The sequence below is a fragment of the Methanocalculus pumilus genome, assembly GCF_055382585.1.
Genome location: NZ_AP042393.1, coordinates 1,130,331 through 1,147,221, shown reverse-complemented (window position 1 = coordinate 1,147,221; position 16,891 = coordinate 1,130,331). Strand labels below are relative to the sequence as shown.

Genomic DNA, 16,891 nt, shown 5'->3' with positions numbered 1-16,891 from the left:
TGGATAAAAAACAAATGGATAAGAGTTAGATAAAACAATATTGATTGTCTAGAAATAAAGTAATTTTGCCCTAATTTTCTGAAATAAAAGGATTTATCTGGTATTTTATCAAGTAAGTATCTATGACATTACTGGAAGATGCCAGACGCGGCATCATCACAGACGAAATGAAGATCGTTGCACAGGCAGAAGGCGTGACAGAAGACTATGTCCGGCGCGGTGTTGCCGGCGGGCATATCACCATTCCGATCAGCCCGTACCGCGATGTAAAGATCTGTGGAATAGGCGAAGGGCTCAGAACCAAGGTCAATGCCTCAATCGGTACATCATCTGATATTATCGATATTGAAGAAGAGTTAGAGAAGGTTCGGCAGGCAGAGCTCGCAGGAGCAGATACACTGATGGAGCTTTCAACCGGCGGCGAGTTCCTTGAAATCCGTCGGCGCGTCATCGAGAATACAACACTCTCTGTCGGCTCGGTTCCACTCTATCAGGCATTCATTGAGGCAGCCCGTAAGAAAGGTGCCGTGGTGGATATGGATGAGGATGACCTCTTCAAGGCAACCGAGGATCAGGCGAAGCTTGGAACCAACTTCATGGCAATCCATACCGGGATCAACTGGGAGACGATGAAGCGTCTCCAGAATCAGGGGCGGCACGGAGGTCTCGTATCACGTGGTGGCGCATTCATGACCGCCTGGATGCTTCACAATGAGATGGAGAACCCGCTCTACCGCCGCTTCGACTATCTCCTTGAGATCATGAAAGAGCATGAGGTCACCCTCTCCTTTGGAAACGGGATGCGTGCAGGCGCAGTCCACGATGCAACCGATCGTGCACAGATCCAGGAGCTCCTGATCAATGCAGAGCTTGCAGACAAGGCAAATGCCTTTGGTGTCCAGACGATCATCGAGGGGCCGGGGCATATCCCGCTTGACGAGATCGAGACGAATGTCCAGCTCCAGAAAAGAGTCACAAACAGAAAGCCATTCTATATGCTCGGACCTCTTGTCACCGATATCGCACCAGGCTATGATGACCGGGTGGCTGCAATCGGTGCCGCTGCATCATCTGCTGCCGGAGCCGACTTTATCTGTTACGTCACCCCGGCAGAGCATCTTGCACTCCCGACACCAGAAGAAGTCTATGAAGGCGTTATCTCATCCCGGATTGCAGCACATACAGGAGATATGGTCAAACTGAAGAAGACCCGGGGACTTGATCTTGAGATGGGGCACGCACGGCGCGATCTCGACTGGGAGCGCCAGTTTGCTGTTGCAATGAATCCGGAGCGGGCACGCCATATCCGTGACAGCCGATCTCCTGCTGACACAGATGCCTGCACCATGTGCGGAGACTTCTGTGCACTGAAGATCGTCAGTAAACACTTTAATTTCTAAATCTCTCATCCAAACCACTTTTTTACCTCCGTCTTTAGATTATCAGGAATGATTGACGGGATTTTTCTGTATCTCAATAGTGGATTATTCAGATCAAACAGTAGTTTTTTGTATTCAGGAGGGAATTTGCAGATGATCAGAAGAGAACAATCATTAAGATCTTAAAGTGATAGAAAAGTATAAATATTAAACAACACTAACGTATGGTAAATAAGAGGTACTCATTATGACAACAGATAAGGATTACATGGATCTTGTAGTGAAAGAAGCGGCTCATGGCGATGCCGGACGAGGAATGGCCCGTCTCTCAATCGATGTGATGAAACAGCTGAACCTGGTCTCAGGCGACGTGATCGAGATATCAGGTAAGAAGAAAGCCGCTGCCATCGTCTGGCCGGGTTTTCCTGAAGACACCGGCCGTGCAGTGATCAGGATCGACGGTAATATCCGGAGCAATGCCGGTGCCGGGATTGATGACAGGGTCAGGATCAAAAAACTGGATGCAGGATATGCAACAAAGGTAGTCATCCAGCCGACACAGGCAATCCGGCTTGTCGGCGGGGAGCAGTACCTGAAACGGATGCTTCATGGGAGATCGGTATCCGCAGGCCAGACTGTTCGGGTAAATGTACTTGGAAACCCGCTCACCTTCGTCATCTCGAAAGTGAGTCCAAAAGGCATTGCCATTGTCACCGAAGATACGGAGATTGAGCTGAAAGAAACGCCTTATGAAGGAGAGAAAGGAAAAGAAGGTTTCTCTGACATCCATTACGAGGATATCGGCGGACTGGGACGTGAGCTTCAGCTCGTCCGTGAGATGATCGAGCTCCCGCTCAGGCACCCGGAACTCTTTGAACGGCTTGGAATCGAGCCACCAAAGGGGGTGTTGCTCTATGGTCCACCAGGAACCGGAAAGACCCTGATCGCACGGGCGGTCGCAAGCGAGGTGGATGCCCACTTCATCACCCTCTCAGGGCCTGAGATCATGAGCAAGTACTATGGCGAGTCCGAGGGCAAGCTTCGGGAGGTCTTTGATGAGGCACAGGAGAACTCGCCGACGATCATCTTCATCGATGAGATCGACTCGATTGCACCAAAACGTGAGGACACGAAAGGGGAAGTGGAACGGCGGGTTGTTGCCCAGCTCCTCTCCCTGATGGATGGCCTCAAGAGCCGCGGACAGGTGATCGTCATCGCTGCGACAAACCTTCCTGACGCAATCGATCCAGCCCTTCGGCGGGGAGGACGGTTTGACCGTGAGATTGAGATCGGAATCCCTGATAAGAAGGGAAGGCTCGAAGTCCTCCAGATTCACAGCCGCGGGGTCCCGCTTGCAGAGGATGTTGAGCTCTCGCAATTCGCAGATATCACCCATGGTTTTGTGGGTGCAGATCTCTCCCTCCTCGTGAAGGAAGCGGCGATGCATGCACTCAGAAAGATCATCCCGAAGATCAATGTGGATGAAGATATCCCAACCGAGCTTCTGGATGAGCTGAAAGTTACCCGCGAGGATTTCGATGAAGCATTGAAGCATGTGGAGCCGAGTGCAATGCGTGAGGTGCTTGTCGAGGTGCCGGACATCCACTGGAGTGATGTCGGCGGCCTTGAAGATGTTAAAGAAGAGCTGAGGGAGGCAGTGGAATGGCCGCTGAAGTTCCCGGACATATTCCAGAGACTCACAACCAAGCCACCAAAAGGTATCCTCCTCTTTGGCCCTCCCGGCACCGGAAAGACGCTCCTTGCCAAAGCGGTGGCAAACGAGAGCGAGTGCAACTTCATCTCAATCAAAGGCCCCGAACTCCTCTCCAAATGGGTTGGCGAATCCGAGAAAGGTGTCAGGGAGATCTTCAGGAAGGCACGCCAGGCATCGCCGTCGATCATCTTCTTTGATGAAGTTGATGCGCTTGTGCCTCGCAGGGGAAGCTACACCGGATCCTCCCATGTAACCGAGAGTGTGGTCAGCCAGATCTTAACGGAACTTGACGGACTTGAGGAGTTAAAGGATGTGGTTGTTATCGGTGCAACCAACAGGCCGGATATGATGGATACCGCCCTCATGCGTCCCGGGCGGCTTGAACGCCATATCTATGTCCCGCCACCAGATGATGAAGGAAGGAGACAGATCTTCAAGGTATACCTGAAGGATGAAGAAGGTGTGCTTGCAAAAGATATCGATCTTGACACACTGGTTGCTGAGACAAAAGGGTTTGTCGGTGCTGATATCGAGGCTCTTGTCCGTGAAGCAAAGCTCTATGCAATCCGTGATTTCATCTCAAAGATGGGAGGCAGAAGCGAGATTGAGATGAAAGATGCGATGGAGAATATTCGTGTCACCAAGGAGCATATCAGGCGTGCACAGGAGCGGGTGAAGCCATCCCTTGACAGCGATGCAATCGAGTCCGCCGAACGGCAGTCATGGGAGTTCCTCTATAATGAGGAGCAGAGGCAGGTCCTGGAAAAGGCATTGAATGTTGCAAAACGGGCGCTCCTCCTTGAGAAAGGTGAGGAAGTTGCAGCTGCTGCAGAAAAAATCCGCAATCTTGTGACATCCGGAAAGAAACAGTTTGATGTGATCAGGGAACAAACAACAGAACTGGAAAAACAAATGGTTGAAGAGAAATGAGTGTGAAAGAACAATGAATGAACCACCATCAGATGCATACAGGGAACTGATTGATGCGGTCAGGAAGATCATGGCTGAGTCAATGAACGTTGATCTGACATCTCCACGGATTATGGGATTCCGTGTGGTCATCAACGGCTCCCCTGTGAACATCAGCCAGACACCATGTGACGAAGAGGAGCATGCAGTTGAGGTCTATGAGATCAATGACGATCTGATCATCGCAACTGATGTATCAGGATATAACCCTGAAGAGATCCGGATCTTCTTTGAGGGCGGTCGTCTCCATATCGTATCATATGAGAGGAGAGAACCGATTGCCGTTGTGGATCTCCCCCAGGTCGATCCTGATAACATAAGGATGAGCTGTATCAATGGTGTCCTTGAGATCACCTGCAGGAAGGACCCGGATAGAGGCCATCAGGTTATCCATCTCGAATAAATCAAACTGGCAGGACAGGAAAAATAGTCCTGCAAACAGAATCCCCTCCTCTTTTCATACTAAAAAATCACTTTTTTCCAATTCAGGGTACTCTTCAGGGTATATGTAGCAGTCCCGTCCTGCTTGATATTGCCTGAACAATCCACAACCATTAATCAGGCACGGGATGATATTCTGGGTATGACTGCAGAAGATGTCTTCTCGATTCCACTTGATGTACCGTTTGCGGCAGTTGATACCTTCATCGCAAACTACCAGAGAGTGACACGCGGTACCGGGCGCCTGATGCTTTTTGCCGGTGACCAGAAGGTCGAGCACCTCAATGATGACTTCTTTGGCGAGGATATCCATAAAGATGATGCAAATCCTGTGCATCTCTTCAAAATCGCCTCGGATGGTAAAGTTGGTGTCTTTGCAACACAGTATGGACTCATCGTCAGGTATGGAATGGATTTCCCGGATATCCCCTATCTCGTGAAACTCAATTCAAAGACGCATCTTGTTAAAACCTCCCAGCAGGACCCCTACAGCCCCCTTCTGGTTTCGGTACAGGATGTTGTGGATCTCCGTGACAGGACAGGACTTGCCATAACCGGTGTTGGCTATACTATCTATATCGGATCAGAATACGAGAGCGAGATGATGCGTGAAGCGCAGCAGGTGATCCTGGATGCACATAAAAACGGGATGCTTGTTGTTCTCTGGATCTATCCACGCGGAGCAGCGGTTAAAGATGAGAAAGATCCGCACCTGATCGCAGGTGCAGCGGGAGTTGCCGCAGCACTCGGTGCTGATTATGTCAAGGTGAATGCTCCAAAGAAAGAGGGTGAGAAATCTTCTAATCTCCTGAAAGAAGCTGTTCTTGCAGCTGGAAGAACGAAGGTGGTCTGCGCAGGCGGCTCCTCCATCGATGAAAAGAAATTCTTAACAGAACTCTATGACCAGATCCATTCCGGAGGTGCGGCAGGAAATGCAACCGGCAGGAACATCCATCAAAAAGGACTTGATGCAGCCGTCCGGTTCACAAATGCAATCTTCGCAATTACGATTGAAGGGGCATCTGTTGACGAGGCATGGGAGATCTATTCAGCCGAGTGAGAGAAATATCCATTTTTTTCTTTTTTGCGTAAAGCCTCGAAGGATACTCTATCCCTATAACACAGCCATTTCTACGCTAATTGTCATTCTTCCATATACACAAGGGTAATGAAGTAAGAACAGATACTATTATCCAGTTAACTATAACAGAAAACAATCTTCGTGAATCCCGTGACCTCTTGCGAACCTTTATGGATCATTCAAATGATGCGATCTTCATTCATAATCTTGAGGGAAAGATCCTTAATGTAAATGAGACTATGCTCAGGATGTACCGGTTGACCAGGGAAGAGGCGCTTACAGTTACAAATTGAAACACCCCATATCAAGAGAGTTACAATTTGTAACTCTGGGCTGATCAGTGTGTTACAATATGTAACTTATATCATCTCGCAGCTCCAATTCTGGATCCATGTCACGAGTGGTCAGGATTGCAGACGATGCCTATGAATGTGCCATCTCCTATGGCCCTTCCCTGAGCGAGGGGATCCGGGTAATGGATGCCCTCATCAGGGAGCTGCGGTCAAAAAGTGAACTGCCATTTGATCAGAAGACGATCGAGCGGATGATCCGATCTGCAGTCCGCGATGAGATCGAAGCGGCAGTGTATCGTGGATAAGAGCTATCAGGAATCCAGTATGATCATGTGGAGCAGAATGCCGGAGTAACCTTAATGGAAACACAATTATCAATCCGTGGATGGGTGGAAGAGGGGGGGACCCTCCTGACAGACGATCAGATCCGGTTTATTCTCGAAGAGGAGCAGGAGAGAGTATGCCGTTTCGGTGGGGAGTTTATGATCGAGTATGGGGTATACCGGCTCCGTGATTCCCTTGGCGTGGTGCCCGGCAACGCCCCCCCGGGTACCTTCCAGAAGAATGGCGGGACCATCTGCCGCATTGAGCCAAATCCCCCGGAGATGCCGCTTGAAGATGCCATCAGGGAAGCTGTTTCCCTCCGGACCAGTGAAAAGAGCGTTGTTGCCCTCTCGGGAGGAGTCGACTCCTCTCTCATCGCGACTCTTGCCGATCGCCCCTGCCTTGCTGTTGGGATCTCCGGATCGCACGATCTCAACCGTGCAGAAGAGGTGGCAGCTGCAATCGGGTGTGACCTTATTACAGGAGAGATCGATCCATCTCGCGTGGAGCCTGTACTTCGGCAGATACTCTCACTCCTTCCTTCCATAAATCCGGTTGATGCCTCAATTGCCGCAACCAGCTTCTTCCTCTGTGAAGCAGCTGCCGATTGTGGATATGATCGGATCATCTCCGGGCAGGGTGCTGATGAACTCTTCTGCGGGTATACAAGGTACCTTGAGAGTTCTGATCTCAAAGCAGACAGAACCGCGGATATCGCAGACCTCCCAAGACAGTTTGCACGGGATCAGGCGGTTTCCGGGCTCTTTTCTGTCCTGGTCTCGCTTCCCTACCTTGATATCAGGGTCGTGCGCGCCGCAGATCGGATTCCGGTTGGTGAGATGATCAGCTCAGGTATACGAAAATTCCCTCTCCGATCGGTAGCTTCTGCATATCTGCCTGAGAATATCGCATGGTACGAGAAGAAAGCGATGCAGTATGGCAGCGGTGTCTGGAAGGTTATCAGGTCTTGTGCACGGGAAAGAGGTTTTAAAAGAGCCGTACAAGGGTACATGAAGTATATTCAGGATGGTAGGGCAGAGCATGGTATCTAAAGAGGATGTAGCACATATCGCCACAATCGCCGATATCGGCGTTGATGAATCAGAACTGGAACTTTTTACCGTCCAGTTCAATGCAATACTGGATTATTTCGATGTACTTGATTCTGTTCCGGTGGGTGGTGATGCAGCCCCTCTTCGGTCGAATGTCTTCCGGGATGATGAGGTTGTTCCTTCCCTCTCACATGATGAAGTCCTGATGAATGCAACCGATCCGGAAGATGGGTTCATCCGGGCACCGAGGGTGATCTGAGATGGGATCCCGATACTCGTTTGATCATCATGATCCCCACAATGCCTTCATCACCATCTGCCGTGAGGCTGAGTATGGCGAAGGCCCTCTCTGTGGCATTCCGGTTGCCGTCAAGGACAATATCTCAACAGCCGGAATAGAGACCACCTGCGGCTCAAATATCCTCAAAGGCTACATCCCACCCTACGATGCCCATGTCATAACCCTCCTCCGGTCAGCAGGTGCTGCGATCGTTGGTAAAACCAATATGGATGAATTTGGAATGGGCACTACCACCGAAACCTCTGCATTTGGACCGACCACGAATCCTGCTGATCCGACACGGGCACCCGGCGGCTCGTCAGGAGGATCGGCTGCCGCTGTTGCATCAGGAATGGTACAAATGGCACTCGGTACCGATACCGGAGGATCAATCCGTTGTCCAGCCTCTTTCTGCGGGATCGTTGGCCTGAAGCCGACCTATGGCCGTGTCTCCCGGTACGGGCTGATTGCCTATGCAAACTCTATGGAGCAGATCGGACCGCTTGCAGGGAATGTCAGGGACTGCGCTCTTTTGTATTCTGTCATCGCCGGTTATGATCCACGCGACGGGACCAGTCTGGATCTTCCTGCACCTGCTCCCCTGAAAGCGGAGATCGCCGGGAAACGGATCGGAGTCCCTGCTGAATTTTTTGGAGAAGGGGTCGATCCTGAGGTTGCAAAAACCGTACAGTCGGGGATAGACCGGCTTCAGGAACTTGGTGCTGAGATCATCTCCTGCTCCATGCCGAGCATGGAGTATGCACTTGCCGCATACTATGTCACCTCGATGAGCGAGGCAAGCTCAAATCTTGGCAGATATGACGGGGTCAGGTTTGGCACGGCGCCGGATTTCGTCCGTTCCTGGCATGATGCATACTCTCATATCCGGAAGACCGGGTTTGGCGAAGAGGTTCGGCGCCGAATCCTGCTTGGCAGCTTTGCTCTCTCTGCCGGATATCAGGGGAAGTATTATGCAAAAGCACAGGCAGCACGGCAGATGGTGCGGAATGATTTTGCCCGCCTTTTTGAGACTGTTGATATGCTCGCGGGCCCGACAATGCCCTGTGTCGCTCTCCCCCTCGGAGAGACGAGTGACCCGCTCTCGATGTACCTCGCTGACATCCTGACGGTTCCGGCAAACCTTGCGGGTGTCCCGGCGATATCAGTTCCCTGTGGCACTGCCCACAATCTCCCCGTCGGCCTCCAGCTGATCGGAAAACACAGGTCAGAGGATGAGATTCTTTCGGCTGCACTCGCCTTTGAGGAGGGTATTGCATGACTGTCATCATCGGGCTTGAGATTCACTGCCAGCTGAATACGAAGACGAAACTCTTCTGTGGCTGTTCAACTGATTACCGTGATGACGGGCCAAACACCCATGTCTGCCCGATCTGCCTTGGTCTGCCGGGAACGCTGCCGGTGACGAACAAACAGGCGGTTCTGTATGCACTGAAGGTTGCAAAAGCTCTCCACTGCAAGGTTCCTGAATATTCTGAATTTGCACGGAAGAACTATTTCTACCCGGATCTTCCAAAAGCATTCCAGATCACCCAGTATGACAAACCTCTCGCACTTGGCGGCTATATCGATATCGAGGCAGAAAATGGCGGTGAGAAAAGGGTTGAACTTACCCGGATACACATGGAGGAGGATCCCGGCCGGCTTGTTCATAAAGGAAGCGGGGATCGCGGTCGCTACACACTTGTCGATTACAACAGGTCCGGTGTTCCATTAATCGAGATTGTGACGGAACCCCAGCTCTCTTCTCCAAAAGAGGCGCGAAGGTTTTTGAATAAACTCCGGGCAACCCTCGAGTACCTTGGGATTTATGATTCCGAACGGGAGGGCTCACTCCGGGTCGATGCCAATATCTCGCTCAAAGGATATGAACGGGTCGAGGTGAAGAATATCACCAGCTACAAGGGTGTAGAGAAAGCCCTTACCTTTGAGATAACACGGCAGAAAGGGATGATCCGGAGAAATGCTCAGATTGTCCGCGAAACACGGCATTATCAGGAGGCACGCGGTGTCACCACCTCCGCCCGTTCAAAGGAGATGGAGCATGATTACCGTTACTTCCCCGAGCCAGATCTCGCCCCGCTTGAGGTCAGTTCATGGGTCGACGAGATCCCTCTTCCCGAGCTGCCTGATGCACGACGGGATCGGTTCATGCAGCAGTACGGGATCTCCCAAAACCATGCCCGAACCCTGACCGGGGATCTGAAGCTTGCCGAATTCTTCGAGGAGGTCGCCTCAGATATGCCGGAGATCGCCGCCCCATGGACTGCGGATATTCTTCTCGGTGAGCTGAATTACCGTGACATGCCGGTGACAAAGGTACCGGTTCCCCACTATAGCGCCCTCCTTCAGGAAGTGAAGAAGGGATCAGTCACTGACACATCAGCAGTCGAGGTTCTAAGGATCATCCTGAACCAGGTGATGGAGGAACAGCAGCCTGAGATGCCCGGGGAGATTATCGCACGTCTTGGACTTTCAAAGGAGAAAGGCGATTCGATTGTTGATACTGTCGCCTCGGTTCTCAAGGAAAATGAAGCAGCCGTTGCCGATCACCGGGCCGGAAAGGCGGGGGCAATCAACTTCCTCGTCGGCCAGGTGATGAAGGCAACACGAGGGCGTGCAGATCCAAAAGAGATCGCGAAAATAATCGCCGATCTTCTGAAGGAATGATTGGAGGTTGTGTTTTCCGTGCATTTGATAATAGCTGAGAAGAATATTGCCGCAAGGAGGATTGCCGAAATACTTGCGGGTAAAGGGAAGCTCTCCACAAAAAAGGATGGCTCTGTCTTTGTCTATGAGTTTGGGGATACCAAAGTCATGGGGTTGAGGGGCCATGTTGTTGAGGTTGATTTTGAGCCCGGTTATGATAACTGGCGGAGTGCAACCCATCCTCCCAGATCACTCATTGAAGCTGGGATCATCAAGAGGGCTACCGAGGCGAAGCTCGTCTCCATCCTTCAGAAGGCAGCTAAAAGAGCAGATCTCGTTACAATCGCCACCGACTACGATACCGAAGGCGAACTCATCGGAAAAGAGGCATATGAGCTTGTCCGTGCCGTGAATAAGACTGTTTCGATTGATCGTGCCCGCTTCTCAGCTATCACACCTGAAGAGATACAGAGGGCATTTGCAGAGACACAACCACTGGATTTCAACCTCGCCGCAGCCGGGGAGACCCGACAGATTGTGGATCTCGTCTGGGGTGCATCCCTTACCCGTTTCATCTCCATTGCAGCAAAACGTGGTGGTATGAATATTCTCTCTGTCGGCCGTGTGCAGAGCCCGACACTGGCGATGATCGTTGAGAGGGAACGGGAGATCGAGGCGTTTGTCCCTGAAACATACTGGATGGTAAGGCTCGACACGGAGAAGGGAGGATGCGAGATCGAGGCTCGCCATACCCATGGCAGATTCAAAGAGAAGGCCGATGCAGAAGCCGCTGTTGCCGCATCAGTTTCACCCCTCACCATCACCGAGGTGATCGAAGGGGAGAAGAACGATCGAGCCCCTTCCCCGCTTGATACGACGACACTGATCGTTGCCGCAGGGAGACTTGGCTATTCGGCGGCTAACGCGATGCGGGTTGCAGAAGATCTCTATATGAACGGATTCATCTCGTATCCCAGAACCGACAATACCGTCTATTCGAAAAGCCTTAATCTGAAAGGTATTGTCCAGGATCTCTCGCATGGCGTCTTTGCAGAGGATGGAAGATGGGTCATGTCCAACATGCGGCCACACCCGACCCGTGGAAAGAAAGAGACGACCGATCATCCGCCGATTCACCCCACAAGCTATGGAAGTCCTGACAAGATTGGTGAGGGTGCCTGGAAGCTCTATGAGTTTATTGTCAGACGCTTCTTTGCAACCCTCTCCCCTGATGCGAAATGGAAGACGCTGAAGGTGAACATGACTGCGGGAAGCGAGCCTTATACCACAACCGGAAGCAGGCTTGTTGTACCGGGATACCGACGCATCTACCCCTACTCCGATGCAAAAGAGCTCATCCTCCCTGAGTTGGCTGCCGGGATGATCCTTCCGATAATCGCCGTCCACCTCGATGAGAAAGAGACAAAACCTCCTGCACGCTATACCCAGAGCCGCCTGATTCAGCGGATGGAGGAACTTGGCCTTGGAACAAAGAGTACCCGGCATGAAGTCATCCAGAAACTCATCGGACGAAAGTATATCGAAGGCAATCCACTGCGCCCGACACTTGTCGGACGTGCTGTGACCGATACACTCTCCACCCATGCCGATACCATCACACGGCCAGAGATGACGCGATCGCTTGAAGATCATATGAACCAGATCAAGGTGGGAAAGAAACAGTCGTCAGATGTGCTTACTGAATCACGGGAGATGCTCAACTGCGTCTTTAACCAGCTTGAGGTAAACCAGGAGATGATCGGGGAAGATATCATGGAGATGACGGTTGAGGAGTCGATCGTCGGACCCTGCCCGGTCTGCGGCCATTCGCTCAGGATACGGAAGATGGGTTCATCCCAGTTCATCGGGTGCATGCACTACCCGGACTGCACCTTCAATATCAGCCTTCCACCCGGAACCTGGGGGGGTGCGGTCAGGAAAAAAGAGATCTGCCCCGAACACTCCCTTCATCATATCAGCCTCGTCAGGAAAGGTGCCCGCCCGTGGGATCTTGGCTGCCCTCTCTGCTCCCATATTGCCTCCAATAAAGAGGCGCTTGGAATGATCCCCGAATGTAGTGAGGATATGATCACCGCATTGCATGCCCACCATATATACTCGATCATTGATCTTATCGGCCAAAATACCGATACTCTCGCAGAGATTCTTGGAATCTCTCCTCAGAAAGCAATATCCATTCAGAAGGGTGCAGAAGAGGTGATCGCTCTGCTGAAGCGGAGGACCGAGATGAAGAAGTTCATCCGCTCGCATATTACTCCACGAAGAGGAAGGAGCCCGGCAAAGGTTGCCAATATGCTCATCGAGGCAGGGGTGTGTGATATCGCCGCACTCGGCCGGGCTGATGCCGCCCTGCTGAAAAAAGCCGGTGTTTCCGCAGAAGAAGCTGAAACACTCATCAGAGAAGCAAAGATGGAGAGCGATACCAAAGTCCTGCGGGAGTTGGGCATCCCTGCTGCATCCCTGAAGAAATACCTGGCAGCCGGCATCTCATCTCCTGAGGATTTTACCCGGATACATCCTGCCGGCATTGCGGTTGCATCGGGAGTTACCATTGAGACAGTGATCAAACATGTATCACGGGTATGCGACTATTATAACCTGAAAAATCCTGAGAAGATCACCAATGCCACTTTCAGGAAAGGACAGGCCGAACTCCTTGAGATGCCGGGTGTCGGTGAGGCAACACTTCAGAAACTTGCAGCTGCTGGCATTTACAATCGGAAAACACTCCTCGATGCAGGAGATCAAATCCCCGGCATCTCCCATGAGGCGCTGGCAACACTGAAAAAACAGGCGGCAAAACCATGAACTGGAAACAATGGGTTCATATAACAAAGCTGGATCCCGATCGCTCCCTTGACAGGGATGCCATAGAAACAGTCGCAACAAGCGGGACCGATGCAATCATGCTCTCAGGAACACTCGATGTCACCCCTGAGAAGCTTGCAGTCCTGTACGATTGTGTGCGGGATTATAACCTCCCGATCGTCGTTGAACCGGCTGAACCCGGTGGTGCACGGTTTGATGGGATGGATCTCGTCTTTGTACCGAGTGTCCTGAACGCATCCCATCCCCGCTGGATCGTCGGCCAGCATGAGCGGTGGGTCAGGAATTATCCAATTGACTGGCAGCGGGTTGTTCCTGAGGCATATATCGTCTTAAATCCCGACTCTTCAGTTGCGAAAGTGACCGGATCTGATTGCACTCTCGCTCCTGCCGATGTCGCTGCATATGCAGCTGTTGCCGATCGATACTTCCGGTTCCCGGTTGTGTATATCGAATATTCCGGTACCTATGGAGATCCGGCAGTTGTACAAGCAGTCTCTGAAGTAGTCACAGATGCCCGGGTCTTCTATGGCGGCGGGATCAACAGTGCAGAACGTGCCGCCGAGATGAGCAGGTATGCAGATACCATCATTGTTGGGAATGCCGTGTATGAGGCGGGGATCGAGGCGCTGAAGGCAACGGTCCGGGCGGTCCGGTAGAGGATGCCCGAGGTTGATATCGTCCTTGTCGAACCCCTCTATGAGGGTAATGTCGGGTTTGCAGCACGAGTAATGAAGAACTTCGGTTTCACAAACCTTGTTCTCATCAACCCCTGTGAACTCGGGAATGAGGCAAAAGCCCGCGCCTCACATGCCCGTGACGTGCTGGAATCTGCAGAGCAAATCACCCTTGATGAGGTCTTTGAACGGAGTGCGGTCACAATCGCCACCACCGGGACACTCGGAAAGTCAGTGACAAACCCGATGCGGATGCCGTTTTACTCTCCTGCCGAACTCCGTGATATCATCGCTCCGATCAATGGCAGGATCTCCATTCTGTTTGGAAGAGAGAACTGGGGGCTGAACAACGAGGAGATCTCGCAGGCAGATATCATCTGCACCATCCCGACTTCAGAGATCTATCCGATCATCAATATCTCCCATGCAGTTGGAATCCTCTGTTATGAGCTGGCACATCTTCCCCGTGGCGAATACCAGCTTGCATCACGATTCGAGATGGATTACCTCTTCTCCCATATCAGCTCATTTCTCGATCGGATCTCCCACCCTCCTGAAAAACGGGCAACAACACTCCTTCTGGTGAGACGAATCCTCGGAAGAACCCTGTTGACTGCACGCGAGGCAAGTACTCTTCATGGTCTTTTACGGAGAACCGAGTGGCACCTTGACAATCCAGAAGGAAGCGATAAGTCTGATCAGGTGCCACAAAAGAGTGATGATTCTTGTTGACTGGGAGATCAGCGATCGGATCAATCATGGGCATATTCTGATTGACCCATACAAGCCTGAGCTGGTTCAACCAAACTCCCTTGATATCCGGCTTGGTAACCATTTTGTCTGGTACCGTCCGGGAGATTCTGTCATCGATCCCTATGACAAAAAGAGCATAGAATCGGAGACTGAGGAGACCTTTGCCGATTATTTTGATATCCTGCCGGGGATGTTTGTGTTGGCCGAGACGCTTGAGGTGATTGGTCTTCCCGACAATATTGTGGCATCTATTGAAGGCAAGAGCAGTATTGCCAGGTTCGGCGTTGAACTGCACCAGACCGGGGGCTGGATCGATGCCGGGTTCCGCGGCACCATCACACTTGAGATGTGTAATGTGAATGTCAGGCCGGTCAGGGTCTATGCGGGAATGCCTATCGGACAACTGGTCTTCTATACAACCGAACGCGCGGCAACCCCGTATGACAAAAAGCCCGATGCCAAATATATGGATCAGCGGCAGGCAACGCTCTCCCGGTATGCCGGGAACAAACGGCATGACTGAATTGTTATATAACTTATTGATACGCATACGTACTGGATTTGGGAAGGTTAATAATGCGGCTTCTTCTGATACATTCGGATTTTATTGAGTATGAGGCACAGAAAAAGACAGCAGTGGCTGAAGAGGAAATAATCGATAAAGATTCCCTCAATGATGCCATTGCTGCATTCTGTGCAGTTGAGTCGGTCGACGAGGAAGATATCATGGATGTCGTCAGACAGGCGGCAGATGAGATCCTGGCAACTGCCGGGAAGGTGGGATCGGTGCGGGTGATGATCTACCCCTATGCCCATCTCTCACATGATCTCGCGCAGCCGAAACAGGCAGTAGCGGCATTAAAAGCCCTTGAAGAGATGCTTAAGGGAAGTGTTGAAGTGAAGAGGGCTCCGTTTGGGTGGTACAAATCATTCAAACTCTCATGCAAAGGGCATCCTCTCTCCGAACTCTCCCGAACCCTTCTTCCCGGAGGATCAGAGAATAATCCGGCAAAGAAGGAAATTTCCCGCGAATGGTTTGTTCTCACTCCTGATGGAGAGAAGAAGGATATCGGCGAGTATATCGATGGCTCAAATTTCAGCCGCTTAATCGAGAAGGAGATGGGTTCTGCTGTTCCAACAGGCGGAGATCCGGTTCACGTGGAGCTGATGCGGGCAAAGGAGCTTGTCGATTACGAGGCAAAATCCGATGTTGGCAATCTCAGGTGGATGCCGCGGGGCAAGCTGATCCGTGATCTTCTGGGAGACTACTGCCTCAGGACAGTTCTTGAGTACGGCGGATCCCCGGTTGAGACACCGGTGATGTACGATCTCGGCGATCCTGCTATCTTTGAGCATGCAGGGAAATTTGGTGAGCGGCAGTATCGCTTCAAGTCGAATAACCGGAATATGATGCTTCGGTTTGCCGCCTGTTTCGGCATGTTCTCGATTATGCATGATATGCATATCTCTCCAAATAATCTCCCGATGAAGATGTACGAGCTCTCCACCTACTCATTCCGCCATGAGCAGAAGGGAGAGGTGATCGGCTTAAAGCGGCTCCGTACCTTCACCATGCCGGATATGCATACCCTCACAAAGGATATGGATAATGCACTCTCCTGTTTTGAAGAACAGCTTCTCATGGGATGGAAGAGCGGTGAGGATCTCGGAACTCCGCTTGAAGCTGCATTCCGGTGCACGCGGGACTTCTATGACGAACATGCAGACTGGGTGAAGAAGGTTGCGAAGATCTCGGGCAGACCGATCCTGGTTGAGATCCTCTCTGACCGGGTTCATTACTGGGTGGCAAAGATCGATCTTGCCGCAATCGACAGCCAGGATCGTCCTATTGAGAATCCTACAGTCCAGATTGATGTCGAGAGTGCAGATCGGTTCGGTATCTCCTATATTGATCGGGATGGAAATGTTGTCCATCCCCCGATCCTGCACTGTTCGCCAACCGGATCTATAGAACGGGTGATCTGTGCAATGCTGGAAGGAACGGCAAAAATGAAGGTGCCGTCATTCCCGGTCTGGCTTGCTCCGACCCAGGTTCGTCTTATCCCCGTCTCAAGCAGAAATAATGACTTTGCCGCGAAGGTTGCATCTGCATTAAATGGGGCGGATATCCGGACCGATCTCGATGATCGGGAAGAGTCTGTGGGCAAGAAGATCCGTGAGGCTGGTATGGACTGGGTGCCTTTTGTGGTCGTTGTCGGGGATCAGGAGGAAGAATCCGGTGTACTGACCGTAACAATACGTTCCAAATCCGACCCCAAAAAGCCATACAAGGAGCAGCTCACTGTTGATGATCTGATTGTAGCAGTCCGTTCCGAGACGAAAGGAATGCCCTTCAGGCCGCTCTATACCCAGAAACTCCTCTCGATGAAGCCCCGGTATATCTAATTCTCACA

General features: G+C 51.5%; 15 protein-coding genes. All 15 read left to right on the top strand.

Annotation, left to right across the window (positions count from 1 at the left end; translation table 11 throughout):
• The first annotated feature begins 122 nt into the window (after positions 1 to 122).
• The 15 genes from thiC (at position 123) to ACZ44I_RS05860 (ending at position 16,883) form a co-directional block, all read left to right on the top strand.
• Positions 123 to 1,400 (top strand): phosphomethylpyrimidine synthase ThiC, encoded by a 1,278-nt coding sequence (gene thiC / locus ACZ44I_RS05930; protein WP_464547863.1) that lies wholly within the window; start codon positions 123 to 125, stop codon positions 1,398 to 1,400.
• 226 nt (positions 1,401 to 1,626) lie between these two features.
• Positions 1,627 to 4,023, top strand: a complete 2,397-nt coding sequence (locus tag ACZ44I_RS05925; protein WP_464547865.1) for a CDC48 family AAA ATPase — start codon at positions 1,627 to 1,629, stop codon at positions 4,021 to 4,023.
• 13 nt (positions 4,024 to 4,036) lie between these two features.
• Positions 4,037 to 4,465, top strand: coding sequence for an Hsp20/alpha crystallin family protein (locus ACZ44I_RS05920; protein ID WP_464547867.1), 429 nt, complete (start codon positions 4,037 to 4,039; stop codon positions 4,463 to 4,465).
• Positions 4,466 to 4,645: 180 nt separating this feature from the next.
• On the top strand, positions 4,646 to 5,563 hold the full coding sequence (locus ACZ44I_RS05915) for an aldolase (protein WP_464547869.1): 918 nt from the start codon (positions 4,646 to 4,648) through the stop codon (positions 5,561 to 5,563).
• A 191-nt stretch (positions 5,564 to 5,754) separates the two neighbouring features.
• Positions 5,755 to 5,877, top strand: a complete 123-nt coding sequence (locus ACZ44I_RS05910) for a PAS domain S-box protein (RefSeq protein WP_464576421.1) — start codon at positions 5,755 to 5,757, stop codon at positions 5,875 to 5,877.
• Positions 5,878 to 5,975: 98 nt separating this feature from the next.
• Positions 5,976 to 6,182, top strand: coding sequence for a hypothetical protein (locus ACZ44I_RS05905; protein WP_464547872.1), 207 nt, complete (start codon positions 5,976 to 5,978; stop codon positions 6,180 to 6,182).
• Between the two features lie 54 nt (positions 6,183 to 6,236).
• Entirely contained in the window at positions 6,237 to 7,253 is a 1,017-nt protein-coding gene (locus tag ACZ44I_RS05900; protein WP_464547874.1) for an asparagine synthase C-terminal domain-containing protein, read from the top strand.
• Positions 7,243 to 7,512, top strand: coding sequence for an Asp-tRNA(Asn)/Glu-tRNA(Gln) amidotransferase subunit GatC (gene gatC, locus ACZ44I_RS05895; RefSeq protein ID WP_464547876.1), 270 nt, complete (start codon positions 7,243 to 7,245; stop codon positions 7,510 to 7,512). The genes ACZ44I_RS05900 and gatC overlap by 11 nt, the downstream gene beginning before the upstream one ends.
• 1 nt (position 7,513) lies before the next feature.
• Positions 7,514 to 8,812: an Asp-tRNA(Asn)/Glu-tRNA(Gln) amidotransferase subunit GatA gene (gene gatA, locus ACZ44I_RS05890; protein ID WP_464547878.1), complete on the top strand. Its 1,299-nt coding sequence runs from the start codon at positions 7,514 to 7,516 to the stop codon at positions 8,810 to 8,812.
• Entirely contained in the window at positions 8,809 to 10,221 is a 1,413-nt protein-coding gene (gene gatB, locus ACZ44I_RS05885; protein ID WP_464547880.1) for an Asp-tRNA(Asn)/Glu-tRNA(Gln) amidotransferase subunit GatB, read from the top strand. The genes gatA and gatB overlap by 4 nt, the downstream gene beginning before the upstream one ends.
• Before the next feature lie 18 nt (positions 10,222 to 10,239).
• Positions 10,240 to 13,029, top strand: a complete 2,790-nt coding sequence (locus ACZ44I_RS05880; RefSeq protein WP_464547882.1) for a DNA topoisomerase I — start codon at positions 10,240 to 10,242, stop codon at positions 13,027 to 13,029.
• Positions 13,026 to 13,706, top strand: coding sequence for a phosphoglycerol geranylgeranyltransferase (locus tag ACZ44I_RS05875; protein ID WP_464547884.1), 681 nt, complete (start codon positions 13,026 to 13,028; stop codon positions 13,704 to 13,706). The genes ACZ44I_RS05880 and ACZ44I_RS05875 overlap by 4 nt, the downstream gene beginning before the upstream one ends.
• A 3-nt stretch (positions 13,707 to 13,709) precedes the next feature.
• Complete coding sequence (locus ACZ44I_RS05870; RefSeq protein WP_464547886.1) at positions 13,710 to 14,456, top strand: RNA methyltransferase; 747 nt, start codon at positions 13,710 to 13,712, stop codon at positions 14,454 to 14,456.
• Positions 14,443 to 15,000, top strand: a complete 558-nt coding sequence (dcd, locus tag ACZ44I_RS05865) for a dCTP deaminase (protein WP_464547888.1) — start codon at positions 14,443 to 14,445, stop codon at positions 14,998 to 15,000. The genes ACZ44I_RS05870 and dcd overlap by 14 nt, the downstream gene beginning before the upstream one ends.
• Before the next feature lie 53 nt (positions 15,001 to 15,053).
• Positions 15,054 to 16,883: a threonine--tRNA ligase gene (locus tag ACZ44I_RS05860; protein WP_464547890.1), complete on the top strand. Its 1,830-nt coding sequence runs from the start codon at positions 15,054 to 15,056 to the stop codon at positions 16,881 to 16,883.
• Positions 16,884 to 16,891 lie beyond the last annotated feature (8 nt).